Genomic DNA, 23,518 nt, shown 5'->3' on the forward strand with positions numbered 1-23,518 from the left:
GTAGAGAGTACGGCGGTGCGTGGCACCGCCTTGTTATGCAGACTAATTAGTGCGCTGAAGTGGTGTTCTCAGAGTGCGGCTGGTGACCTTTTGCGCCGCTGAACGGTTTGCCGTCAATAGCATCAACCATGCGCAGGGCTTCAGGGCGAATCCAGCGTTGTACCCGTGAAGGCATATCCAGACCGATCAGCAGGATCACGACAAAGGTCAGACTGAAGGAGAGCGATCCCAGCGCGGTTCCCAGATCCAGACGTTGGGCAATGGCGGCTCCGAGGATTGGCGCCAGGGCACCACCCAGAGCACCAACGTTATAGGTGAAACCCAGTCCTGCCGCACGCTGGTCGGTATCGAAATAGCCACCGATCAGTTTTGGTAAGAGCCCGGAGATACCCTGACCCAACATCTGTTGCAGGAACAACAACCCACCCAGCAGCCACATATTGCCGCCGCCAATGGCGAATACTGGAATAATCAGCAACTGAGAGAGTAACAGGCTACAGACATAAGCCTTACGCGTGCCGAGCCAGTCACCGGTGAACCCCGCTACGCAGCAACCCACCGCTGCACCAAATCCACTGAAAAACAGCAATTTGGCAACCATGTCTGGCGTATACGCCAGCTCTGTTTTCAGATAGGTAGGCAGCAGCGCCTGAATCGGCCATGAGTAAAGAAAGGCGCACAGCACGACGATCATCAGCATGACGCCTGTTGGCCAGCGTTTGCCGCTGCTCTGCACCATAAAACTGACAAAGATCGCGGCGCAGGTTAATCCCAGTAGCGTTACGTTCAGCGCTGAACCAGCCTGACCGGTAAAGCACAGATACAGTGCCGCGGCGGCGATACAGGTGCAGGCGATATTGACCAGGCGATGTTTGCCTTTATACAGAATGTCGACCATGGTCAGTTTTGGGGCTTCCTCACCGTGTTTTTTCTCCCAGTCTTCTGCTTCTGGAATGTTTTTACGCAACCAGAGTGCAAAAGCGATAGGCAGAATGCCGATGTAGAACAGTGAGCGCCAGCCCCATTCCGGAACGACCAGACTATAGACCTGCGCCGCCAGCACGGCACCGATGGAGAAGCCGGAGATCAGGAAGCCGCTGGCTTTGTTGCGCATATGGCGCGGCCAGCTTTCGATAACATAGGTGGAGCTGGAACCATATTCACCCGCCATTCCCATCCCGATAATGATACGGGCGAGGAACATGGTGGTATAGCCGGGCGCCAGACCGCAGGCCAGCGTACCGACAGAGAACAGCACGATACTGGTGATCATCGCCAGGCGTCTGCCGTAGCGGTCACCCATCGCACCAAGCACCAGACCGCCAAACCAGCGGGAGATAAAGGCGGCACTGATCAGGCTGGCAGCCTGAATGGTCGTGAGGCCAAACTCCTGCTGCACTTCGGTGAGCACCAGCGCAATCAGAACAAAATCAAAGCCATCGAGCAGGTAGCCGATCCATGCAGCGAGAAAAGCTCTCCACTGTGGACGCGATAGCTGCCGATACCAGGGTAGGGACAGATCAATACTGTTCATAAAGGTATCATCTCCGGATAAATAGCGACCGCAGTGGTGTATTTATCTTATATAGGTCAGTAGATAGAGATAACGAAATAAAAGTCAGTTTTTTTACGCATCCGAATAATCGCGATGTATTAAATTAATTATTTTCTATGGTTAACCGGATGCTTGAGGTGATGTCCGCCAGACGGGCGCACCCGTCTGGCAATGGCGATTAGGATTTATTCTGGTTGGTCATTTCCTCGCTGAGAGTGTCAGCCAGCGCACGCAGTGCCGGGATATATTCCGGGCTGACGGGTGAGAAAGGCTTGCGACACAGTGGATTAGCGATAATGCCCATAAAGTGCAAAACCATTTTAAGCCCACGGAATACTCCGGCCTGAATCAGCAGGTCGATGACTTTATTACATTCACTCTGTAGCTGCTGAGCACGCGCAATATCTTGCTGCTCAATCGCTTGCATGATCTGCAGATAACGCCAGGCCATGATGTTGTAGGTACTGCCGATACCGCCGTTGGCTCCAGCCATCTGACCAGACAGGAAGATTTCATCGTAGCCGTTATAGATCAGCTTATCGGGATGGGCGCGACGGATTTGTTCCATCTGATACAGGTTATCCGAGGTTTGCTTCAGCGCGACCACGTTGGGTAGATTGAGCAGGGTGGAGATCTGATCGAGCGTCAACTTCACGCCGCTCAGCGCCGGAATGTTGTAGACCACCATCGGTTTACCCTGCGCAGCGTCAATGATGGCGCGGTAGTGATCGCAGTGCTCAGCGAAGCCGAACGGATAGTAGAACGGCGTGACAGCGGAGACGGCGTCGTAACCATAATCTGCGGCACTGGATGCCAGAGTTTGGCTCTCGGCGGTGCTGATACTGCCTACATGGGCGATCAGTGCGACTTTCCCTGCCGCCTCTTCCGCCACAATTTCCAACACCTGCTGACGCTCGGCGGTGGACTGGATAAAGGCTTCGCCGGTAGAGCCGCCGATATACAGGCCATCGACTCCCTGTTGAATATTGAAACGCACCAGACGGCGCAGGCTCTCGATGTCCAGCCGTTGCTGATCGTCAAAAGGGGTAAGCAGGGCGGGTAACACGCCGGAAAGTTTAACGGACATAACAACCTCGATACGGTAGTGGAGTTAGGCTGACTATATACCTATGTACCTAGTATACCAATATGCGAAGAATGAAGATTGAGCACCAGATGTCGAAATTGTGATCGATTTCATGATCCTTTCGTGAAACGGCCACTTTTCACGAAAGATGCGTGAGTGGTGGTAAGAGCCAGTGCGGGGAGATGGGTTATTATTTGCTGACGAGCGTGTAATTACCTGATTTGTCGATGAAAGGATAGAAGGGAAAAACGCGTTGATATCATTATCGAGAACTGTTTGGAGATTTCGGTTTTGTAATGATTGGTTAGAGTTATCAGCAAGTTGCGGTTGTTTTTCATGCGGAAGTCGAGCGCGATGAGCAGGAGAATCAAGACACCCCGTTTATGAGGTGTCAGAACATTCGTCATTCAGCGAAGCAAGCCGCGAACACTTTCCTCCACCTCAACGGGCATATCCAGCGTTCTATAAAGCAGGTCGATTCGTTCCCATAGAACATACGTCAGCAGTTCTTTTGCGGTGTGGTCTTCCACTTCGAGAATGGCAAAAACCAATGCACGGCAATGATCGGTGATTTCCCCAAGTGACAGCGGCGTGTTGTCATACATGGCGCACCTCCGCATTGCTGGTGGCGGAGTTGGGGAGGGTCGTTAAAGAAGGGAGCGTTGGGATGGTAGAGAGAATTGGCATTTTGGGCCTCCAGGAAGTCGAAACGTATCAAAAAAATATCAACATTTAGGTACCAAGAAGGTTTTCAGAACGCTAATTCCGACTACAATTTCGCGTAGTGGCTGGACTATATAACAGGTTGTTTTAACAGCAAAGGAGATGAATCATATTTCGGCGTGAGATGCGATCGAGGGCGTAGGAGTGGTGTAATTGCATGAAAGTTGCGAGATTTATTTTTGTCGTTTATGGATTAATGGGATGAATGAGGTATTATGTAATAGGTCAGTTATTTGAAAAGTAAAAATTGTTATATCATCTTCTGATCTCAATCTAAATTCATATAGGATATTTACGATAAAATCTTCATGGGCGATATCTCTTGAGTCTAATTAAATCTTTTTAAAAGCACATTGTGCTATTCAGAAAAAATTGGTTGTTTATTATATTGCATAATTACCAATTATTAGTATATTAGTGAGTTATTGTATGCCAAAATTATAAAATTACTATCTTATAAGGGATTATAAATGATGGGTGAGTTAAATGAGTTGATTGATTTAATGCATTACTTTCCAGCGGATATACAACTTTTAATAATACAAACTTTATTAAGTGTAGCTGCTTTTTCACTTGTAGCCAAGATGCTGACATTTAAGAGTAGTAAAGAATTAATAATAGCAATATATATAGGATTTTTGCAAATACTCGAATGGATTAAGAAAGCAGATTTGTACTTTATGAAGCAGACCGAATTACCACAAAAGTATCCAAAAGCTAAAAGAATTATCGACTTTTTGGTCATGTTGTTTTTGTACTGGCATGTCCTGTTATTTATAATTATTCTAGTTCTATTCTCAGCTGTTTTTATTCATGGAAATGGTAGTATAAAATCAATAGCAATACTTTTCTTTGTTGTCTATGTGACTATATACTTCATCAAATTCTACTTTGCACAAGCGGAAAAGATAAGGTTGGAGTTGAAGCGCTGAAGCATGCTAGTCTAATTAATAGAGATGTATTGTGGTGCTATTTGTTTGTTGTTTTACTAATCGCTGCTCTTGTAACGGTGACCGATCATTCGGTCGCCGAATTAGATAATAAAACATTTATTCGTCAGTCGAAAATTCTGTATTTTTATATTTAACTTTATAGATTCTAGTAAAGCTGAAAGATAAATCACTTTGTACACTGAGTTGTCCACCATGATCGCTTTAAGTATCTTTATCATCTGACAAGGCACAATAGATTATCGACAAATTGATCAATGAACCCGTTTTGCACGCATAGCATTCAAAGCTTGAACACGTGGAATAGGTGATGTGATGAATATACTTGATTAATAATCGACACCTGCGCAACGCAGCAAACTGCAAGAAATACTTAACTATGCGGTTCAGCAGCATCCATTGCATTTGGGAGTAGGTTACAAGAAAAAGATATCTAGGGGACTAAAGTTTTACACCTTCTCTATAATTAATCGGTATTCATTTATCAACTCGAACTTATTTTCCCCGAGAAATCAATATCACAAACCTTTCCCCTAAAAACCTCCCCCCGATGCCACTCAATAAATTGCTCCAACGGGTAATGCTCTTTCTGTTTTGGCAGTAAGAGTTGTTCGCCAGCGAAATCCCAGAACAGACGTTCAACCATTTGGCTGCCATTGACGCCCTCTGAGACCAGCAGTTTCATGCTGTCATCAATGCCAATCGCACCCATATCGAAGGCAGAATGGTGCAATGAGCACAGCGCGAGTCCATTGGTCACGGTGCATGGGCCGCCATATTGCTTCCACTTGATATGAGCCGCTTCGAGTCCGACTGGAGTGCTGTCGTGCCGCAGGTTGTAGCCGCATACTGCGCACTGGTAGTTATAGGCGCGAAGTATGGTTTGGCGGAAATGAGGATCGCGTGCTTTACGGACATCTTGTAATGAAAAATCCAACCGGTTAGCGATCAGTTCTTGAATGCTTTCAGGGAAGTGCTCACTTAGAATTTGTTGTGCCAACTTATTGATTAAGTCAGGTTTCTTCAGTAAAAGCAGATAGCTCTCCTGATCAAAACCACCCGCCACATCGTTTTCAATCAGTTCACGCTTCGGTGGTTCTTTACTTCCTTTTTGTGGTGTACAACGCTCCGTGTTCTGCAACTCCCAAAACCCGTCTCCGCGTAATCGCCAGAACGGCATGGACGGGTAATGATCGCGTCGCTGCGGACCAAAATTATTGAGTAATTCCAGCAGAGGTTGATGGATCTCTTCCCCGTAGTTAAATAGTCGCTCATGTCCCTTTTGATACTCAGACAAAACATACAGTAACAGCAATGGTTTATGCGGCGCTCGCTGATCACCTTTTCGCCAGACAGTAAGGTTGGAAATTGCAGTTTGCAGCGTCTTGCTGGTGATCATGTAAGCGTCCCGGCTAACAGGTAAGTTGTTGCGATAATGCTCGCAATAGTAGCCAGATTCAAGATGCGCATTACCTCGCAGAAAAGGCCCGTTCTTTCATGTACCGACTTTCTGAGCGCTTAAAAATAAGATCTCTGTTCGGAATATAATCATGGGTTTGATCTCTAGATCACAACATATCGATTCACAGCAGTCAGCGTGCCTGGCATAGTTAATGGAACAGATTACGCGTTGTATTAACTAGGGATATCGCACGCATGGCCACTGTAAACCACTGGACTCGTGAACAACTGCTGGTCGCCTTTACCCTTTATAGCCAAATCCCCTTTGGTAGGCTGCACTCCAAAAATCCCGATATCATTCACTATGCCGGACTCATTGGCCGTACTCCCTCGGCATTAGCCATGAAGCTGGTTAACTTCGCCAGTCTCGATCCTTTCATTACCGAGTCAGGTCGGCGTGGACTTAAAAGTGTATCAAACGCCGATCGTGCACTGTGGGCGGAGATGAATCAGAATACCGAGGAGTTTGATCGGCAATGCCAATTGGCGATGGAACAGTTGGAAAAGCCCGTCACCGCATTGCAGGACATCACTGCTCCAGATTATAGCGGAAGAGAAAGAACCACTATCGTCAAGGCACGGGTCGACCAACAGTTATTTCGTAAGAACGTGCTCGGCGCGTATGAGTATCGCTGCTGCCTGACTGAGTTAGAAGAACCCGCGTTGCTTATTGCCAGTCATATTCGACCTTGGAGTCATGCCGCTGAACATCGACTTAACCCGAGCAATGGACTCTGTCTTTCCAGTCTCCACGATAAAGCCTTTGATCGCGGATTAATCACCTTCAATGAACATCTTGAATTGGTGCTCTCACCACAGATCAAGAAGTTAAAGAGTTCGATAAGCGACGTAAATTTCACCCAATACGAGGGCCGGAAACTGCGCCTACCGATCAGTTACCCACCAGACGCGCAGCAACTCGCTTACCATCGTCAGCACATTTTTTTGAGTAAGGCGTAGTGATTCCCTGCGATTCGTCGAGTTCAGCCCCCACAATTTGCGGCCCCTCAACTTGAGTGCTACTTTCAAAACAGACATGTGGGCTTTCATCTTCCCATGGTAAGTACATTGGGAGTAGATTAGCTAACTGAAAATAAACCTCTTTTCTGGAATGAAGTCTGAAGTGTTGAAACGGAGAGCATGACGATGTGGTTACAGGCAGACAAGAAAGACGATGAAAAGCCGGAAGTTCCCTCCCTTGCGGTGAGTAAATTGCTGGAAGCGCGGTCGATTATTATTTCTGGTGAAATCGATCAGGCGCTGACGGAGAAAGTGGTGTCGCAACTGCTTATCCTGCAGCAGATGAGCGATGCGCCTATCAAATTGTTCATCAACAGTCAGGGTGGGCACGTCGAAGCGGCCGATACTATCCACGACATGATCCGCTTCATTAAACCGGAAGTGCAGATTATTGGTACCGGCTGGGTAGCGAGCGCCGGGATTACTATCTTTCTGGCGGCTGAAAAGCATAACCGTTTTGCCCTGCCGAATACGCGATTCATGATCCATCAACCGATCGGCGGCGTTCGCGGTCAGGCGTCGGATATTGAAATCGAGGCGCGTGAGATCATCCGTATGCTGGATCGCGTTAATCAGATGATCAGTGACGCGACGGGACAACCGCTGGATAAAGTGAAAAAAGATACCGATCGAAATTATTGGCTCAGTGCGAATGAAGCGCTGGACTACGGTATTGTTGGACGCCTTATCTCTTCCGCCAAAGAGTTGTCTGACTGATAGATACGCTTTAGTAAAAACGCCATCAATTACCGTTATTGATGGCGTTTTCATTTATACCTAGAGGGAAACAACGTCAGTCCGCAATCGGTGATTCATGGCCGAAGGCCAGGAGGATCGTATGCTCGCGAACGTCGATCGGCCACGCAGTGATATACTGGTTTAACGCCTCCCGATCGTTGGCAAACAGAGCGCGGATCGCCTCTTCATAGCCCGGCAGGTCGCCAGCTATTGCCGACATGAAACAGTACGCCCGCTCTTGAGCTTTGCGCATTTTCTCTTTTTCGCCGCCAGCCCGACGTGCTTCTTCCACCAATTTCCGCAACGTCACTGACGCGCCTCCCGGTTGCGTTGCCAGCCATTCCCAATGACGGGGCAGAAGTGTCACTTCCCGTGGTGTGACGCCAAGTTTTGGTCGCCCCCGTCCTTGCGGTTTATCGGTCGCGGCAGGGAGATCCTCTTCGGATCCTGACGATTTATCCGATCCTAACAAGACAGCCAATCGATCCTGCATCTCTTTGTCGGTTCCGCGCGTGTCAATGTCAATGGTTCGCCCGGTACTGTTGTCGAAGATCACAACAGGATCGTCAGTGCCACTTTCCCGCGCCTGTTTTACGGCCAGGGCAATCTCAGGCAATGAACCCGATGCAATGTGCCTATGACCTTTGAAGCAGGTGTGGGTCTTAAAATCCATGCTATTTTCCATGGTGAGTTCTCGTTCAAAACGTGTACAGCAATAATACCCGGATAAAAATACTTAAGTCAATATTATCCGGATAAAAATGGCGCAGAAACGCACAGAGCGAGTTGGCTCGGGGCAAGAGGTGGCGGCAGAGAAGGGGGTTGGAGAGCGCATGCAACAAAGCACATGCGCAGGTAGGATGATCTATTTCATTGAATGGAGGCCGATGACATTACCTTCGGTATCTTTCACAATTGCAGCGAAGCCATTGGGGCCGAGAGAGAATTTGGTGCGAATGACTTCACCACCATGGATCGCGACGCGCGCTTCTTCCACAGCACAGTCGTTACACATGAAATAATTTAAGGTGCCGCCGGGACCAGGCCAGACACCATCCATTTGCACCAACGCACCGCCAGAGCCTTCGCGGCCTTCCTTCCACGGAAACATCCAATAATCGAAATCAATGTTCTCTACTTTTTCCAGCGTGGTGCAAAAGACCGTTTCATAGAACTTCTTTGCTCTGGCAATATCCCGAACATAAATCTCAAACCAGCCGACGATATTACTTTCCATAGCGTTCTCCATGTTATTGGCTTTATTGATAATCAGTTTTTGTAAGGATTGCTCTTTCTCGCCCGTATTTAGCTTGACTTCACTCTTTTGCGTTTGGCGTCGCTATGGTTTTTTAGCGGCCACTGGCGCGAACTCAACCGGTACCCACGCATACCCTGAGGTCTCAGCACGGACATGCCCCAAGCCGGGGAATGGCAAATGTGCACCACCTATCCAAAGTTGTTTTTGCGCTGCGTCAGCAAAAACTTTCAGGCGTGTGGCAATGGCCTGTTTGCTGTCTGTATCGAAGTCCAGCGACACTTCTGGTTTCGCAAACTGGAGAGAGTGGCTGTGAACAATGTCGCCCCACAGTAGCAGGTTTTGACCTTCAGAACTGAACAGATAGGCGGTGTGCCCTGGTGTATGGCCCGGTGTCGATACCACTTCTACGCCGGGCAGCAATGCGTCGCCGGGGGCATAAAGCTTCAGCCGTCCTTGCGATTCATAGGGGGCAACGGACTCCTGCGACATTTTGAACATGGGTTGGCTATCTTTCGGTGCCTTGAGCGCTATCTCTTTATTCAGCCAGAAATCCCCTTCCGCTTTGGAAACGTACACGGTCGCGTTAGGGTATGCCGCTTTGCCCTGATCGGTGATACCGCATGCATGATCTGGGTGTAAGTGAGTCAGCAATACCGTGTCGACCTGTTCAGGCTGATAACCTGCGGCGCGGAGATTGCTTTGAATCGCTCCCAGCCCTGGGCCAAAGCATTGCGCTGTTCCAGCGTCGACCAGTATCAGATGTGTGCCAGTATTCACCAAAAAAGCATTTACTGCGGTTTGAATGCCAGAGGTACTGTCGACAAACATACGCGCCAGCAGTTTTTGCATATCTGGTTCGTTGATGCCATGGAAAAGCTCGGTACCCAGGCTTACACTGCCGTCGTAAAGCGCCGTGACCTCCATGTTTCCCAACATCATGCGGTAGTAGCCGGGAACCTGCGTTTGTTGCTGCGCAGGCACACTAGCAGCGCTAACCTGCGGTGCAAAAAAGGTTAGGGCGCTGGCACTGGCCAGAGTGATGGCCAACAAGGTGCGACGAAATGGTTTGCTCATAAAGGTCCTTTTGAAGTGGACGTGAAAAGAAAGTGTTGTTTACGATCATGCATGCATAAAAGTTTAAATTTTATACCAATAATCGCTGTTTCTCACCAGAGGTATAAGTGAGGAGGGAATGGGAGGAGAGTACTGGCCTGGTAAAATACTGCATGATTCTTGGTGATGCCTTGGCTTGATTCAGGCATGAAATATAAGGAATTATTGGATTTTATCCTCAGTAATTTCTTAAAAAAACAAGTGTTTGATTACTCCCTGCTATTCTATATATTTGGCTGTTTTTTGTGAAAGATTCCATGCGGTGAACTATTTTTGTTCAAATTTTCTCGTTAAGTCCATCAGGTTGATTCGGAAGTGAAAATATTAGCAAAAATCAGTCAACTAAGATTATGTTGGATATTTAATTGGGAAAATTCCTAGTGGTGAAAAATGAGCGAAAGTAAGTGAAATAAAAAGCACATGAAATTACAAGGTAATAGAGAGGATTAAGCAATTAGCGTCAAATTTCAACAATTGTCATTTTTACATTCTACAAGAAAGCTCTTAAGTCAATTTATGTTAAGCTATGTGATGTAACTTCTTATCTTTAAGAATGTTCTGATCATTTATTCTAAATATCAAATTCATTCAAAACTGGGTGATAAGCCTTTGCGCATTGGAGGGCGCCTGTCAAAAAAGGAGTGGCAAGTATTGTCACTGACGGCGAAGGAGTACTCTGCCATTGAGATCTCTGATATCTGCAAAATCAGTGCTAAAACTGTCTATGGTCACAAGCGGAATATTGTGAAAAAAATGGGTCTCTATAACCATATCCAGTTTTCAAAAATGATATGTGAACACAGTCCGGGATCGAGTTAGGCCATAAATGAGAAGGGGTGTTTTCCCATGAATTTTAATAGGAATATCATTTTTGTTTGTCGTCCCAGAAGACAAATATACTCTCACTCATATTGTCAGGGGGACAGGGACAAGAGCGCATCTGCTACGACTCCTTCGCACCTTCTACCGATCAGGCGGAACAGAAGGGAAGATGCGTTCTTGCCCAGACATTTACTTCGCGGTGTTCAGGCGCAGTTCAAATCGACCCAGCAACTTTCGTAATACGGTCTTTTCATCTTCGGTGAATTCACTGAGGATCGATCTCTCGTTATCCAGATGTTCTTCCACCACTCTATTGATCAATTCAAGACCCGCTGGCGTGAGTTGAATATGCACCGAACGGCGATCTCCCTCGATCGGCACCCGACGGATCCATCCTGCTTTTTCCAGGCGATCCAAACGGCTGGTCAAGGTGCTGTTGTTGATCATCAGTGCACCGACGATTTGTGAAGGATTCAGTGCAAAAGGTTCACCGCTTCTTCTCAGCGTCGCCATGATGTCAAACTCACGCGCACTCAGATTATGCTTTGAGAACACCTTGTCCAATTCACGATCAATCAACAGGCTTGCTCGGGAAAGACTTCCAATCACTAACATAGGTTCCACATCCAGATCGGGCCGCTGTTCGCGCCATTGTTGAACGATTTTTGATACTCCAAAAACTTCTGGCATCTCGTTGATTACCCTAATTCTTATCAGAAATGGCTAATATTAAAGCGATTTATTGAGAAAATTTCAACAAAAAAATGTGCACTCTTGAAATACTACAGTACGCAATGTTCGTAAATGAATGTTGTTGACATGTAATATCTTTAGTCGTATGTTTCGATTTGGTAATATTCGGCATCGTATATATATGCCATGCAATGCGCCCAATTACACGCACTAAAAAACTATCACTATGTTTTTAAACAATAAAAATTGTGAGTGTCTCTGCAATGGACTGATTGATTGACAAGGATTTCTCAGTGCTCACTGACGCCATGTGGCCGAAATAAAGCGCTATTTCTGAAAACCCTGGGATGAAAATTTGCGCACTGAGCCGAAAGGAATAGCCGTGGGAATTGCTGCGTGACGTGTGATGTGTAAACCGTCGGCGTAGACGAGACCATGCATGAATTCTGGGAATAAAGTCATCAGTGTACTTAATAGCAGAAACAAATTTTAAATAAGGCTACCCTTCAATGAAATTGAACAACTTTGCTTTTTTGGCACCTTGCATATGGGGGACGACGTATTTTGTAACGACCGAGTTTTTACCCCCAGATCGCCCTTTATTGGCTGCAGTGGTTCGAGCATTACCGGCAGGACTGATTCTGATCAGTGGACAAAAGTTACCGAGCATAAGTTGGCTACTGCGATTATTTGTTTTGGGATCGCTGAACATCGGTCTGTTTTTTGTCCTGCTTTTTGTTGCAGCTTATCGGTTACCCGGTGGGTTGGTTGCGTTGGTAGGATCATTTCAACCGCTGATCGTAATTCTGCTCTCTTTCTTCCTATTGACCCGTTCTGTCACCCGTAAACAATTGATCGCTGCTGTGGTGGGGGGAATTGGGGTCGTGCTACTTATTTCCTTACCAGATAAGCCATTGGATACACTAGGGGTTATTGCAGCGTTGCTGGCAACAACCAGTATGGCGTCTGGACTGGTATTGACCAAGAAATGGGGGCGACCCTCCGACATGAAACTGATTACTTTCACTGGATGGCAGTTGTTCTGTGGTGGGATTATTATTTTGCCGATACAAATTATCTTTGAGTCATTCCCGCACAGCATCTCGATGATTAATTTGGCTGGCTACTTTTATCTGGCAATACCCGGATCGCTTTTGGCCTATTTTGCCTGGTTTGCGGGTGTGGAGGCCAACTCGCCTGTTGCCATGTCATTACTCGGTTTTATCAGCCCAATCGTGGCCCTGCTGCTCGGGTTTGTATTCTTGTCGCAGGGACTTTCGGCGGCGCAAGTGGTCGGTGCTGTACTGATTTTCAGTGCAATATTGGGTGCGCAGGAGAAAATCAGATTCATGCACAGAAGCAAGAGTCCATTACACAACTCTCTCTGATTTATTAACGGATAACCAGACTGCAACGGGTCTGGTTACCCGCTATCTCTGAGGCAGTAACCTGTTTTTATCACGATAACGTGATTGGATGAGCGACGTATTTTCTAAGGATGACGTGAACGTGCCACATATTAATCTTAAACATTTCCCCTCACTTTCTGAGGAGCAGAATGCTGCCTTGGTAGCGGCTCTAACGAAAGCAGTTATGGAGGTCGTTCAGTGTAACGAAAGTGCCATTTCCATTGCTTTGGAACCTATTGAGAAAGACGCCTGGAATGAGCAAGTTTATATTCCAGAAATAATCAACCGCAAACATTTATTGCATAAGCAACCCGGTTATTAATTTCGCGTTGTGAAATAACTTACCAAGTAATGCACTCTATCTTTTATTTGAAATTTACAAGAGGCTACATTAATGTCGCAATATCAATATCAGCATGATTTATTAAAATTCAGTGACGAAGTATTGGATGCATTGAAAACCGGCAAACCTGTTGTGGCCCTTGAATCCACGGTTATTGCACATGGCCTGCCTTATCCAGATAACGTCGCCACCGCGATTAAAATTGAAAATGCAGTCCGGGCTGGTGGTTCTATTCCCGCAACCATTGGCATTGAAAACGGTAAGTTTATAATCGGTATGACCGAAGCTGATATAGATCGTTTTGCTTCTACACCCGGTATTCCAAAGGTTAGCAGCCGCGATATTCCTATTATTCTTGCGCAAGGGGGAATGGGGGCAACCACAGTTGCGTCTTCATTGGTGGCAGCAGAAATAGCCGGTATTCCCTTCTTTGCCTCGGCGGGAATTGGCGGTGTTCACCGTGGGGCTGAAACTTCAATGGATATCTCTGCTGATCTGATTCAATTCACCCGTTCGAAAGTTGCCGTTGTTTGTGCCGGAGCGAAAAGTATTCTCGATTTAGGTCTGACGCTCGAATACCTCGAAACGCAAGGTGTGCCGATCATTGCGCATAAATCGGATGATTTCCCAGCCTTCTATTGCATTTCCAGCGGTCATCGCAGCCCACATCGCCTGGATGATGAGGAGATGATTGCCAAAGCTATTGAGATGCACTGGAAGCTGGGCAATAGCAGTTCGGTGTTGATCACCAGCCCGATCCGCGCAGAAGACGCCATCGATCGTGAGCAGGTTGAAATTGTCATCAAACAAGCTGCGTTACAGGCAGAGAAAGACGGTATCCGCGGTCCGGGCGCTACGCCTTATATGATGAAAGCCGTAGGTCTTGCGACCGAAGGTCGTACCGTCAAAGCCAATATGTCTGTGGTGATCAGTACGGCAGAATTGGCCGGTAAACTGGCAAAAGCCCATGCCACTTACCTCAATAGACAACGGTCTGCTGACAAAGCATAAGGTGAATGCGACGATGAAACCACTCGTTATTTTTGACCTTGATGGCACGCTGGTTGATACACCCAGCGGTATTGTGAAAGCCTTTATCGCCGGGCTGGATTCAATGGGTATCCCTTTCACGGATGCTCAGGCAATCCGCGCCACCATTGGTTTGCCGTTGGAAAAAGCGTTCAGTCAGCTTCTTGGGATTCCGGTTGATGATGTGCAGGTTGGTCTGGCTGTCAGGCAATACCAGGCTGCGTTCAGAGAAATTGTCCTGCCGCAGGCAAGGGCGCTGGTGTTCCCTGGTGTCGTTGATGGCCTGAAGGCGCTGAAAGGTCAGGGATACAGCCTGGCTGTGGCGACAAGCAAAGTATTCACCAGTGCGCAGGCACTGCTGGACGCTGCAAACCTCTGGCCATTTTTCGATTTGGTGGTGGGTGCGGACATGGTCAGTCAGCCGAAACCGCACCCAGAAATGGGATTGCTCGTGATGTCCCGTCTGGGGAATTCGCCTGCAAACTCGGTGGTGGTCGGTGATACCACCCATGACTTATTGATGGCTAAGCAGGCAGGGATACATGCTATTGGCGTTACCTGGGGTATTCATGATCGTGAGAAATTGCAAACGGCTGAACCCGGTTGGATTGTTGATAGTTTTGATGAGGTGGTGAATACCGCTCATTCGATATTATTAAAAGCGCCTGTTACTGCTGTGAATACACCTTAAAATGCCCTTAAGAGCATAATCACGCACCTGCGAACAATTATGTCTTGCAGGTGTGTCAGTCACTAAAATGATCAGCCGATTTATATCGGCCTTTCAACGCATGCAACAACATCAAAATAGTGGATTTTTATGACGAGGTGTGAAATGAACGCAGTGGACAATAACTCTGTGGGAGAGCGTACGTTTATAGTAAGGAGTGACTTATCTCATTTTAAAAACGATGAGGACGTCACTCTTTATTTTTTGGCAACGCTTAGTCTTTCTTTATCGCGTGTGACTCAAAACGAAGAACTTATCATTGGTTATCATTCAAATAATATTGATTGGCAATGGTTAGTGCAGGGAAATGAAGGGGTTGTTCCTTTAAGTATTAAGCTAAACCGAGATTTTGTTATTGCCGATTTCATTTCAATGTTCACCAAAAATAAAATAAAAGAAATATTGGTGAATAATCATGATGGCCTTATTTCACCGCTCAAATTAACGCAGCAACGTAATATCAATGATATTTTTGATCTGGAAATTTGTCGACAGATTGATAATGGGGCTACTGCTCAGGAGAGCAATGTTATCCATGCGCTGAGGGCGGTCGTGTCATCACACCATGAAGGTTATTGCCTGACTTTTCAGTTCAACAGAAACAAATTTTCCGAGCCGGATATTGATACGCTATACGCTGTTTTGCTGCAAGTTATGGAAGTTTTTATAGAAAATAAAGGAAAGAAATTGCGGGGCGTTACCTTAATCAGTGCCAGCGATTTGCAGCGTGTGACGCAAGACTTCAACAGAACGCAACGTCCGGGGCAGGCTGACAACACGATTCCCCAGATGCTGATGCGGCATGTTGCCCTGCAACCCGATCACAACGCGGTGATTTTCGGCGATCAACAATTAAGCTATCAACAACTGTATGAGCAGAGTACCGATCTGGCGCGCTACCTGCAATTTTCAGGTGTAAGCGCAGATTGCATCGTCGGGATATTCCTCAACCCGTCGCTGGAGCTGATGGTCGGCGCGTGGGGTGTGCTTCTTTCCGGAGGGGCGTATCTGCCGCTGTCACCGGAATATCCGGAAGACCGAATCAAATACATGCTGGACGACAGTAAAACCCGCATCATTTTTACTCAGGAGACGATGCGCAGCAGGTTGGCGGCACTGGTTTCGGAAGATACCCGGATCATCACGCCGCAAGATGTCGCTGCATTCATTAGGCAGCAATCCAGTGTCGATTATCAGGTGCCAAACGATCGTTTACGGTCAGGGCATTTGGCTTATGTCATTTATACCTCAGGCAGTACCGGAAAACCGAAAGGGGTAATGATTGAGCATCACAGTGTGGTCAATCAGATGCACTGGCTTGAAAGTGAATTTCACCTTGGCGCAGACAGCGTTATTTTACAGAAAACGCCAATGAGTTTTGATGCGGCGCAGTGGGAAATTCTGTCTCCTGCCTGTGGCTGCACGGTGATTATGGGCGAGCCGGGGGTGTATAAAAATCCCGGTAAGCTGGTTGATATGCTCATCGACTACAACGTGACCATTTTGCAGTGTGTTCCGACATTACTGCAGGCGCTGCTGGACACCGACAGAATGCAGCAGTGCCAAACGTTGACACAAATTTTCAGCGGTGGTGAGGCCTTACAGAAGCATCTGGCGCTCGAATGCCTGAAGACTTTACCGCATTGCGACATTATCAACCTTTATGGTCCCACAGAGTGCACGATCAACAGTTCTGCTTTACGCATTGATCCAGCCAGTGTGCCAACGGGACCTGATACGGTGTCAATCGGTACGCCAATCCACAATACCCGTTACTACATTCTCGATAACTGTCTCACGCCCGTGGCACCTGGACAGATTGGTGAACTGTATATTGGCGGCGAAGGACTGGCGCGCGGATATTTGGATCGTCCGGAATTGACCGCTGAACGCTTCATTGCCGATCCTTTTTCTGCACCTTCCCTAAATCAGCGCCTGTATAAAACGGGCGATATGGCGTGGTGGAATGAGGACGGTACGGTGCAGTATGCCGGGCGGGGAGATAATCAGGTGAAGTTGCGTGGTTATCGCATTGAACTGGACGAAATCAAATCGGCCATTGAAACCCATGTCTGGGTGAAAAACGCGGCGGTCATCCTGAAAAATGATCCTTATACCGGCTATCAGAATTTGATCTCCTTTATCGAGCTGAATGCGAAAGAAGCGGCACTGATGGATCAGGGGAATCATGGCACCCATCATCAGTCCAAATCGAGCAAAGCGCAGGTGCTGATGCAACTGGCAAATAAGGGATGCCGGGAATTTGACGCCAATGCGATGCCATTGACCCTTGATTTACTGGGGAAAGAACCCGACAGCCAGCAGGTGCGTGATGTGTTCAGCCGCAAGACTTACCGTTTCTTTGAAGGTGAGGCGATAACGCGGGCGGATATTCTGGCGCTTCTTGATGAACAGTTCAGTCCGACAGCACCGCGCGATTTGTCAACGCTGACACTTACAGAGTTGGGGCAATTCCTGCGCTACCTGGGGCAGTTTTCCAGTAAGCAGCGGCTGTTACCTAAATATGCCTATGCCTCACCAGGTGCGCTTTACGCAACGCAAATCTATATTGAACTGGATAACATCGTCGGCTTGCCTGCCGGTTATTATTACTACAATCCGGTCACCCACCAGTTAATGCTGATCAGGACGAAGCAGGACACCGAAACAAGTCGTCTGGTCTTCCACTTTGTGGGTAAAAAGAGCGCGATAGAACCGATCTATAAAAACAATATTCAGGAAGTGCTGCAAATTGAAACCGGCCACATCATCGGGCTTCTGGAGAAGATTTCTCCAGACTATGGTCTGGGGATCGGGATACGGAACGCCGTTGCTGAGGAGCATTTGCCGCTGGGACTGACGGACGATGATTACTTTCTGGGATCCTGTGAGATCCATGCCGGACATACTCCGCCAGACGATGAGGAATTGGCGATTTATGTGCAGACGACCGCAGGAAAAATTGTCGATCTGGCCGCTGGGCTGTATCACTATCAGCACGGGACGCTAGTGAAAGTGGCTGATGAAGTGATTACCAAAAAACAGGTTATTGCCATCAATCAGTCTGTCTACGATCGGTCCGCTTTCGGTATCTGTCTGGTTAACCGCACCCCTGGTTGGCAGGGTTACATTCATCTGGGGCGCAAACTACAGCGCTTGCAAATGAACAACCTGAACATCGGTTTGATGTCGTCGGGTTACAGTTCCGAAACCGGTCACGACTTGCCTTCCGCCAAATATATCAAACAGATTCTCGGCGATGAGACCTGTTCCTCCTACTTTTTTGTTGGTGGCAGAATCAGTGATGAACAGAAATACAGTGAAGGGATGAAGGAAGATTCTGTTCACATGAAAGGGCCAACCGAAATGATTCGGGATGATCTGGCCACGTTTATGCCTAACTATATGATGCCTAACAAAGTCATTATCCTTAACGAGATGCCATTGACGGTGAACGGGAAAATCGATTTCAAAGCGCTGGGCAGCGTTAACGTTGAGTTGAAACGCAAAGAAATCGTGGCTCCACGTAATGCGCTGGAAAGCCGCATTCTCGCCATCTGGCAGAAAAAACTGAAACAAACGGCGGTATCAGTGGACGATAATTTCTTTGAGGCCGGGGGAAACTCGCTGATTGCGGTCAGCCTGATCAATGAGATTAACCAGTCTTTGCAATGTGAGTTGCCGTTGCAGGTTTTATTTGAATCACCCACGGTCGAGAAACTGGCCGCGAAACTGAACGGTGATCGGCCTGAACAGGTTTCACGTCTGGTTCCGCTACAGACAAAAGGAGTAGGCAAGCCGGTCTATTGCTGGCCCGGTCTGGGCGGCTATTGCATGAACCTGCGTTTGCTGGCTAACAGCTTGCAGATGGATCAGCCTTTCTTTGGCGTTCAGGCGCAGGGGATCAATCCGAATGAAATACCCTATGCCACCATCAGTGAGATGGCGGCGGCGGATATCAAGCTGATTAAACAACAACAACCGGAAGGGCCTTATACGCTCTGGGGCTACTCCTTCGGCGCGCGAGTTGCCTTTGAAGCGGCGTGGCAGTTGGAGCAGGCGGGGAATAAAGTTGAAAACCTGTTTCTCATCGCCCCAGGTTCACCCAAGGTGCGGGATGCGAAAGTTGTTACGCTCAATAAAGTGGCCACTTTTAATAATCACGCCTATCTGACCATTCTTTTCTCCGTATTTATGGGCAGTATCACCGATCCGGCGCTCGATGAATGCTTACGCGTGGCGAACGATGAAACCAGTTTTGTTAACTTCATTGTCGGCAAAAATGAAACGCTGGATGCGGAACTGGTAAAACGTATTTCGCAGATTGTTGCGCAGACTTTTGAATTCAGCTACACCTTCAATGAGCTGAAGCAGCGCCAACTCAGTACGCCGGTGACCATCATCAAAGCGAAGGGCGATGATTACTCCTTTATCGAAAACAGCAGTGGTTTCTCTTCACTTCCGCCGACGGTGGTTGAATTGGATGCCGATCACTACAGTATGCTGAAAACCCCGGATCTTGAGCAGTTGATCAATGCGATCCACATGCAACGGATCTCGGAGAGCCTGGTGGTCTGATCCCCAACGTTGTTGAGCAAACCAAAAGCCGCATTCGTTGCGGCTTTTGGTTTTAAACGCTAGAGATGCGCTTTATGCTTTCCTTACTGTTACTGTTTTCCCCATAGCAAAAAGGTACTGATTACTATGTCTAAATTTTTTATGAACGAACGGGAAAATCTGGTTAATGACGCCATTGAAGGCGTCATTTTAACGTCACCCTTCCGCAATCTGGCAAAACTCGATGTTGATCCGGCGATTCGCGTGGTCTTGCGCAGCGACTGGGAAAAAAAGAACGTCGCATTGATTTCTGGAGGCGGCTCTGGCCACGAGCCAGCTCACGTAGGGTTTGTGGGTAAAGGTATGCTGACGGCAGCGGTGTGTGGCGAAGTGTTTGCCTCACCGAGTGTAGATGCCGTGCTTAACGCGATTGTTGCCGTGACCGGCGATGCGGGTTGCCTGCTGATCGTGAAAAATTATACCGGTGACCGCCTGAATTTTGGTTTGGCAGCAGAGAAAGCCAAAAAAATGGGTTACAAGGTCGATGTGGTGATGGTGTCTGATGATATCTCGCTTCCTGATAATAAGCAGCCGCGCGGTATTGCTGGCACGGTGTTGATCCATAAAATTGCCGGATATGCCGCAGAACAAGGTAAATCGCTGGATGATGTGAAGGCGATCGCCCAAGCCGCGATAGACGCGACCGCCAGCATAGGTGTGGCGATGGGTGGGTGCACGCTGCCTGGTGATGGGGATGAGCCTGCACGTATTGAATCAGGTCATGTTGAACTGGGATTGGGTATCCACGGTGAGCCGGGTGTCTCTGTGCTGAAGACGCAAAACAGCAAAGAAATCATCGGTATCATGACGCAATCTCTGGACAGGCAACTCAAAGGTAACGCGAAACTGGCGGTGTTGGTGAATAATCTGGGCGGCGTTTCCCCGCTGGAGATGAGCTTGCTGACCCGAGAGCTGTCGCACTCGCCCCTGAAGAGCCGGATTACCTATTTGATCGGCCCAGCGGCCTTGGTCAGCGCATTGGATATGAAAGGTTTTTCGCTTTCGGCAATCATGCTGAATGAGGAGATTGAACAGGCATTACTCGCAGACGTTGAGGTCTCCGGATGGCAGCCCCTGGTAAAACTGGAGGAAGTCGCACGGCATAAGATGAAAAAAATCAGCGGGCAGGTTATGGCTAAACCTTCATCCAATAAGCAGGTGGGGAGCATTGTTGAAATCATTACCCAAACGCTGATCGCTCTCAAAAGTGAGCTGGATAAACTGGATGCCAAAGTGGGCGATGGTGACACCGGCTCGACTTTTTCTTCTGGTGCAAAGATGATTTCTGATCTGAATAAAGCAGGAAAATTACCGTTGAATTCCCTTTCCGAGCTGTTCGCGCTGGTAGGCGATCGGCTGGCTGTCGTGATGGGCGGATCCAGTGGTGTTTTGATGTCGATATTTTTCACCGCTGCGGGACAGAAAAGCAGTGAGGGCGACTCTTTGGCCGAGGCGCTTCTGTTTGGTTTACAGCAGATGAAGCATTATGGCGGAGCAGAAGAGGGCGATCGCACGATGATTGATGCCCTGGAACCGGCTTTGAACGCGCTGGCCCAAAAAGGCGATCTGAAGAGCGTGGCAGTTGCGGCACAGAAAGGGGCTGAAGCTACGGCAAAAATGCAAAAGGCCAATGCCGGTCGCTCATCGTATCTCAGCAGCGATACTTTGCGGGGAATAAAAGATCCGGGTGCGGCCGCGGTTGAACATGTGTTCGCTCAACTGGCGGCAAAAGTTCAGTAATTCCCCTTTCGTTGAGTTGACATCCTCCTTGCCGAGGTTTTACGGCACACCGGATAAAAAAAAGCCCCCGAAAATCGGGAGCAAAGGGATCGTCGGATTAACGACGAGGTTTTCTAACGGTACAGCTCGGCAGTGGCGTGCCAGTTATTACTCACATGTGCTTCAATAAAACGAAAGTGACCCGCATCTTGCTTTTCAGTCCTGGATGCCAGTGCCTCAGAGACATCAGACGGAGAACCGTTGATACCGATGATACTGATAGTACCCATCGTCTGGCGGCCAGTGGCCTGTGTGTCGGTAGACAAGAATGCGAAAGTGGGTGCTAGCGCCTTACTTGACTCAGTAGCTAATGTATTGAAGGAGATTAAAGAAAGTATCCCTAGAGCGACGATTGAAACTCAGCTTTTCACGATCTTTTCCTGCGCAGGTAAATGACTCAACAATCTGGATATTTGACGTTATACGTTATGGCAGATTGCTGAGTATTAGCGTTTTAACGCTATTGGGCTTCCCTGGTATAGGCATACCCATGTGGTGCTTATTTATAAATTTCAGCCGTTGCGTGCCAGTTACCATTTTCATAGGCTTCGATGACACGGTAAGCGGATGCGCCCTTGCTGTCTGCCTTGTCTGACAGTGCCTGGCGGATATCGGAAGGTGCACCGGCAATGCCGCTAACGCTGATAGTACCTTGAGATTGCATGTCTGCTGCTTGATCGTTATTCACCAAATTTGCTGCTGAAGCACCAAATGAAAGAACAGACAGAACGCTCAGTGTTGCGATGGTAGTTTTCATGTTCATTGATAACCTCGATTCGTTTTATTATGTGTTTTTACAAACTGTGATATTCATCACGAAAATGAGTATACATCTAGTATCTAGAAATATTAATAGTTTGCTAATAGTTTTTTTCGTGACTTTAAGGGTGCTAGGTACTGTTTTTATATCAAAATGGAATAAAAAAAGCTCAAAACTTAAGCATTGCCTACTAATTGTGTGTTATTTCAAATGACTAAGTGACTTTAACTAAAAGTGCGGTCAGTCATAGACGCTATCACTAGAAATAGGTAGGACTCAGAGGATTATCCGGTTTTATGTGAGAAAAATCCGAGGAAATGGGAGGTTGTCTGACCTACTAAGCAACGGCATTTGATGGAATAAGAGTAAGAAACAGATAAAGATGTCCGGCTGGGATAGGTTTTAAGAAAATGGAGAAGATAATCGGGGAAGATTAAACAGAAAAAAAAGAAACGTCAGAAGGAAAGCAAAAGTACCCGTCTCTCTTTTTTCTGCTGTCGTGAAGAATCAAAGCTCTTGTTCGAACAATCCTAGAATGGCTTCATAAAGCTGTTTGACAGAAAAACCGTTGGCTGGGGTAGTAAATATTGTGTCGTCCCCGGCAATGGTTCCCAGGATCCCTTCCGATTTACCGAGTGAGTCCAACAGGCGGGCGATCAACTGCGCAGCGCCGGGGCTGGTCCTGATAACTACAACTGCTTCATTGTAGTCAACATCGAGCACCAGATTCTTCAAGGGGCTGGTGGTGGTTGGCACACCAAGTTCTGCGGGCAGGCAGTAAACCATCTCCATCTTGGCATTGCGGGTTCTCACGGCACCAAACTTGGTCAGCATGCGTGAGACCTTAGACTGGTTAATATTTTCGAACCCGTCTTCTTGCAGCGCTAAAACTATTTCACCTTGAGAACTGAATTTTTCTTCTTTCAATAACGCTTTGAACGCTTTGATCAGATCTTCTTGTTTCGCGGGGTTACGCATTTTGCACCGTGGAATTGAGTGTGTCGATGTGTTGATTATGCATATAATTGAATTTTTATGCAATATATTGAGGCGGGGAGTTTAGGTCATCACTACTTGTACAAGGAGTGAGTGAGTAGTTTAGCAAATCTCAATTGCAATGACTATGCCAATTCAGTGCAATGAATATGCCAATCCTGGCAGATTGACACTCTGGTTTTGCGTAAATAAATTGTTATTAAAATGATGTTGTTCTGATGTTACGAACGGGTGTAATGTAACCGCCGGTTAACCTGTCATGGATCATGTCGCACTTTTTTTGATTACTGTGCGCTATACCCCTAATGCGTAAGCGAATTAATCTAAAATTAACGCGACAAGCAGCCTTAATTAATGCGTGGTATCTCAATCTCACTGTTAACGGATTGTTTTTAAAAGCGTAATAATCTAAGGTCTCTAACCGGATGAATTCAC

General features: G+C 47.4%; 21 protein-coding genes. 10 read left to right on the forward strand and 11 right to left on the reverse strand.

The features are described from left to right. Nucleotides 1-46 precede the first annotated feature (46 nt). The 3 genes from DRI82_RS03690 to DRI82_RS03705 all read right to left on the reverse strand — a co-directional run bounded on the left by DRI82_RS03690 (nucleotide 47) and on the right by DRI82_RS03705 (nucleotide 3,247). Nucleotides 47-1,534, reverse strand: a complete 1,488-nt coding sequence (locus tag DRI82_RS03690; protein WP_114192149.1) for an MFS transporter — start codon at nucleotides 1,532-1,534, stop codon at nucleotides 47-49. A gap of 199 nt (nucleotides 1,535-1,733) precedes the next feature. Then, nucleotides 1,734-2,642: an N-acetylneuraminate lyase gene (gene nanA, locus DRI82_RS03695; protein ID WP_114192150.1), complete on the reverse strand. Its 909-nt coding sequence runs from the start codon at nucleotides 2,640-2,642 to the stop codon at nucleotides 1,734-1,736. A 407-nt stretch (nucleotides 2,643-3,049) separates the two neighbouring features. Continuing rightward, nucleotides 3,050-3,247, reverse strand: a complete 198-nt coding sequence (locus DRI82_RS03705; RefSeq protein ID WP_114192152.1) for a hypothetical protein — start codon at nucleotides 3,245-3,247, stop codon at nucleotides 3,050-3,052. Nucleotides 3,248-3,835: 588 nt separating this feature from the next. On the opposite strand from DRI82_RS03705, the gene DRI82_RS03710 reads away from it, so the two are divergent. After that, nucleotides 3,836-4,297 carry a hypothetical protein gene (locus tag DRI82_RS03710; protein WP_114192153.1) on the forward strand — a complete coding sequence of 154 codons (462 nt, stop codon included), beginning with the start codon at nucleotides 3,836-3,838 and terminating at the stop codon, nucleotides 4,295-4,297. A 502-nt stretch (nucleotides 4,298-4,799) separates the two neighbouring features. Here DRI82_RS03710 and DRI82_RS03715 read toward each other — a convergent pair. Continuing rightward, nucleotides 4,800-5,714 carry a phosphorothioated DNA-binding restriction endonuclease gene (locus DRI82_RS03715; RefSeq protein WP_114192154.1) on the reverse strand — a complete coding sequence of 305 codons (915 nt, stop codon included), beginning with the start codon at nucleotides 5,712-5,714 and terminating at the stop codon, nucleotides 4,800-4,802. 257 nt (nucleotides 5,715-5,971) lie between these two features. On the opposite strand from DRI82_RS03715, the gene DRI82_RS03720 reads away from it, so the two are divergent. Together DRI82_RS03720 and DRI82_RS03725 are read left to right on the forward strand one after the other, a co-directional pair. Next, a complete protein-coding gene (locus DRI82_RS03720; protein WP_114192155.1) occupies nucleotides 5,972-6,736 on the forward strand; it encodes an HNH endonuclease in 765 nt (254 codons plus the stop codon). A 186-nt stretch (nucleotides 6,737-6,922) separates the two neighbouring features. Beyond that, nucleotides 6,923-7,513: an ATP-dependent Clp protease proteolytic subunit gene (locus tag DRI82_RS03725; RefSeq protein WP_114192156.1), complete on the forward strand. Its 591-nt coding sequence runs from the start codon at nucleotides 6,923-6,925 to the stop codon at nucleotides 7,511-7,513. Between the two features lie 76 nt (nucleotides 7,514-7,589). Here the strand turns inward: DRI82_RS03725 and DRI82_RS03730 are convergent, their stop codons facing one another. From DRI82_RS03730 to DRI82_RS03740, 3 genes are all read right to left on the reverse strand, one after another. Continuing rightward, complete coding sequence (locus DRI82_RS03730) at nucleotides 7,590-8,207, reverse strand: DUF2239 family protein (protein WP_211317628.1); 618 nt, start codon at nucleotides 8,205-8,207, stop codon at nucleotides 7,590-7,592. 192 nt (nucleotides 8,208-8,399) lie between these two features. Then, nucleotides 8,400-8,771 carry a VOC family protein gene (locus DRI82_RS03735; protein WP_114192158.1) on the reverse strand — a complete coding sequence of 124 codons (372 nt, stop codon included), beginning with the start codon at nucleotides 8,769-8,771 and terminating at the stop codon, nucleotides 8,400-8,402. Nucleotides 8,772-8,873: 102 nt separating this feature from the next. Next, nucleotides 8,874-9,866 (reverse strand): MBL fold metallo-hydrolase, encoded by a 993-nt coding sequence (locus DRI82_RS03740; RefSeq protein ID WP_114192159.1) that lies wholly within the window; start codon nucleotides 9,864-9,866, stop codon nucleotides 8,874-8,876. Nucleotides 9,867-10,514: 648 nt separating this feature from the next. On the opposite strand from DRI82_RS03740, the gene DRI82_RS24660 reads away from it, so the two are divergent. Then, a complete protein-coding gene (locus tag DRI82_RS24660) occupies nucleotides 10,515-10,724 on the forward strand; it encodes a helix-turn-helix domain-containing protein (RefSeq protein WP_411705614.1) in 210 nt (69 codons plus the stop codon). A 192-nt stretch (nucleotides 10,725-10,916) separates the two neighbouring features. Here the strand turns inward: DRI82_RS24660 and DRI82_RS03750 are convergent, their stop codons facing one another. Then, the gene (locus tag DRI82_RS03750; RefSeq protein ID WP_114192161.1) at nucleotides 10,917-11,417 is read right to left on the reverse strand and encodes a MarR family winged helix-turn-helix transcriptional regulator; all 501 of its coding nucleotides are present in this window, start codon (nucleotides 11,415-11,417) and stop codon (nucleotides 10,917-10,919) included. A 512-nt stretch (nucleotides 11,418-11,929) separates the two neighbouring features. Here DRI82_RS03750 and DRI82_RS03755 point away from each other — a divergent pair. The 6 genes from DRI82_RS03755 (at nucleotide 11,930) to DRI82_RS03780 (ending at nucleotide 21,288) form a co-directional block, all read left to right on the forward strand. Then, nucleotides 11,930-12,808, forward strand: a complete 879-nt coding sequence (locus DRI82_RS03755) for a DMT family transporter (protein ID WP_114192162.1) — start codon at nucleotides 11,930-11,932, stop codon at nucleotides 12,806-12,808. A gap of 88 nt (nucleotides 12,809-12,896) precedes the next feature. Further along, nucleotides 12,897-13,151 carry a tautomerase family protein gene (locus DRI82_RS03760; protein ID WP_245956767.1) on the forward strand — a complete coding sequence of 85 codons (255 nt, stop codon included), beginning with the start codon at nucleotides 12,897-12,899 and terminating at the stop codon, nucleotides 13,149-13,151. A gap of 72 nt (nucleotides 13,152-13,223) precedes the next feature. Beyond that, the gene (locus DRI82_RS03765) at nucleotides 13,224-14,183 is read left to right on the forward strand and encodes a pseudouridine-5'-phosphate glycosidase (protein WP_114192163.1); all 960 of its coding nucleotides are present in this window, start codon (nucleotides 13,224-13,226) and stop codon (nucleotides 14,181-14,183) included. A gap of 13 nt (nucleotides 14,184-14,196) precedes the next feature. Next, nucleotides 14,197-14,892, forward strand: coding sequence for an HAD family hydrolase (locus DRI82_RS03770; RefSeq protein WP_114192164.1), 696 nt, complete (start codon nucleotides 14,197-14,199; stop codon nucleotides 14,890-14,892). Between the two features lie 444 nt (nucleotides 14,893-15,336). Continuing rightward, nucleotides 15,337-19,509 (forward strand): amino acid adenylation domain-containing protein, encoded by a 4,173-nt coding sequence (locus DRI82_RS03775; RefSeq protein ID WP_245956768.1) that lies wholly within the window; start codon nucleotides 15,337-15,339, stop codon nucleotides 19,507-19,509. A 126-nt stretch (nucleotides 19,510-19,635) separates the two neighbouring features. Continuing rightward, nucleotides 19,636-21,288 carry a dihydroxyacetone kinase subunit DhaK gene (locus DRI82_RS03780; RefSeq protein WP_114192166.1) on the forward strand — a complete coding sequence of 551 codons (1,653 nt, stop codon included), beginning with the start codon at nucleotides 19,636-19,638 and terminating at the stop codon, nucleotides 21,286-21,288. Nucleotides 21,289-21,401: 113 nt separating this feature from the next. On the opposite strand, the gene DRI82_RS03785 is transcribed toward DRI82_RS03780, so the two are convergent. The 3 genes from DRI82_RS03785 to argR all read right to left on the reverse strand — a co-directional run bounded on the left by DRI82_RS03785 (nucleotide 21,402) and on the right by argR (nucleotide 23,065). Continuing rightward, complete coding sequence (locus DRI82_RS03785) at nucleotides 21,402-21,557, reverse strand: YdgH/BhsA/McbA-like domain containing protein (RefSeq protein WP_157968005.1); 156 nt, start codon at nucleotides 21,555-21,557, stop codon at nucleotides 21,402-21,404. Between the two features lie 269 nt (nucleotides 21,558-21,826). Continuing rightward, the gene (yhcN, locus tag DRI82_RS03790) at nucleotides 21,827-22,090 is read right to left on the reverse strand and encodes a peroxide/acid stress response protein YhcN (protein ID WP_114192168.1); all 264 of its coding nucleotides are present in this window, start codon (nucleotides 22,088-22,090) and stop codon (nucleotides 21,827-21,829) included. A 504-nt stretch (nucleotides 22,091-22,594) separates the two neighbouring features. Further along, on the reverse strand, nucleotides 22,595-23,065 hold the full coding sequence (argR, locus tag DRI82_RS03795; protein ID WP_114192169.1) for a transcriptional regulator ArgR: 471 nt from the start codon (nucleotides 23,063-23,065) through the stop codon (nucleotides 22,595-22,597). Nucleotides 23,066-23,518: the final 453 nt, after the last annotated feature.

The sequence above is a fragment of the Edaphovirga cremea genome (assembly GCF_003332275.1).
Taxonomy (GTDB): domain Bacteria; phylum Pseudomonadota; class Gammaproteobacteria; order Enterobacterales; family Enterobacteriaceae; genus Edaphovirga; species Edaphovirga cremea.

What these genes read in the sequence shown, in the direction of transcription:
- argR (WP_114192169.1), bottom strand. Translation starts at nt 23,065, where the DNA reads ATGCGTAACCCCGCGAAACAAGAAGATCTGATCAAAGCGTTCAAAGCG.
- DRI82_RS03715 (WP_114192154.1), bottom strand. Translation starts at nt 5,714, where the DNA reads ATGATCACCAGCAAGACGCTGCAAACTGCAATTTCCAACCTTACTGTC.
- DRI82_RS03750 (WP_114192161.1), bottom strand. Translation starts at nt 11,417, where the DNA reads ATGCCAGAAGTTTTTGGAGTATCAAAAATCGTTCAACAATGGCGCGAA.
- DRI82_RS03710 (WP_114192153.1), top strand. Translation starts at nt 3,836, where the DNA reads ATGATGGGTGAGTTAAATGAGTTGATTGATTTAATGCATTACTTTCCA.
- DRI82_RS03760 (WP_245956767.1), top strand. Translation starts at nt 12,897, where the DNA reads ATGAGCGACGTATTTTCTAAGGATGACGTGAACGTGCCACATATTAAT.
- DRI82_RS03730 (WP_211317628.1), bottom strand. Translation starts at nt 8,207, where the DNA reads ATGGATTTTAAGACCCACACCTGCTTCAAAGGTCATAGGCACATTGCA.
- DRI82_RS03720 (WP_114192155.1), top strand. Translation starts at nt 5,972, where the DNA reads ATGGCCACTGTAAACCACTGGACTCGTGAACAACTGCTGGTCGCCTTT.
- yhcN (WP_114192168.1), bottom strand. Translation starts at nt 22,090, where the DNA reads ATGAACATGAAAACTACCATCGCAACACTGAGCGTTCTGTCTGTTCTT.
- DRI82_RS03770 (WP_114192164.1), top strand. Translation starts at nt 14,197, where the DNA reads ATGAAACCACTCGTTATTTTTGACCTTGATGGCACGCTGGTTGATACA.
- DRI82_RS03735 (WP_114192158.1), bottom strand. Translation starts at nt 8,771, where the DNA reads ATGGAAAGTAATATCGTCGGCTGGTTTGAGATTTATGTTCGGGATATT.
- DRI82_RS03755 (WP_114192162.1), top strand. Translation starts at nt 11,930, where the DNA reads ATGAAATTGAACAACTTTGCTTTTTTGGCACCTTGCATATGGGGGACG.
- DRI82_RS03780 (WP_114192166.1), top strand. Translation starts at nt 19,636, where the DNA reads ATGTCTAAATTTTTTATGAACGAACGGGAAAATCTGGTTAATGACGCC.
- DRI82_RS03725 (WP_114192156.1), top strand. Translation starts at nt 6,923, where the DNA reads ATGTGGTTACAGGCAGACAAGAAAGACGATGAAAAGCCGGAAGTTCCC.
- DRI82_RS03740 (WP_114192159.1), bottom strand. Translation starts at nt 9,866, where the DNA reads ATGAGCAAACCATTTCGTCGCACCTTGTTGGCCATCACTCTGGCCAGT.
- DRI82_RS03705 (WP_114192152.1), bottom strand. Translation starts at nt 3,247, where the DNA reads ATGTATGACAACACGCCGCTGTCACTTGGGGAAATCACCGATCATTGC.
- nanA (WP_114192150.1), bottom strand. Translation starts at nt 2,642, where the DNA reads ATGTCCGTTAAACTTTCCGGCGTGTTACCCGCCCTGCTTACCCCTTTT.
- DRI82_RS03690 (WP_114192149.1), bottom strand. Translation starts at nt 1,534, where the DNA reads ATGAACAGTATTGATCTGTCCCTACCCTGGTATCGGCAGCTATCGCGT.
- DRI82_RS03785 (WP_157968005.1), bottom strand. Translation starts at nt 21,557, where the DNA reads ATGGGTACTATCAGTATCATCGGTATCAACGGTTCTCCGTCTGATGTC.
- DRI82_RS03765 (WP_114192163.1), top strand. Translation starts at nt 13,224, where the DNA reads ATGTCGCAATATCAATATCAGCATGATTTATTAAAATTCAGTGACGAA.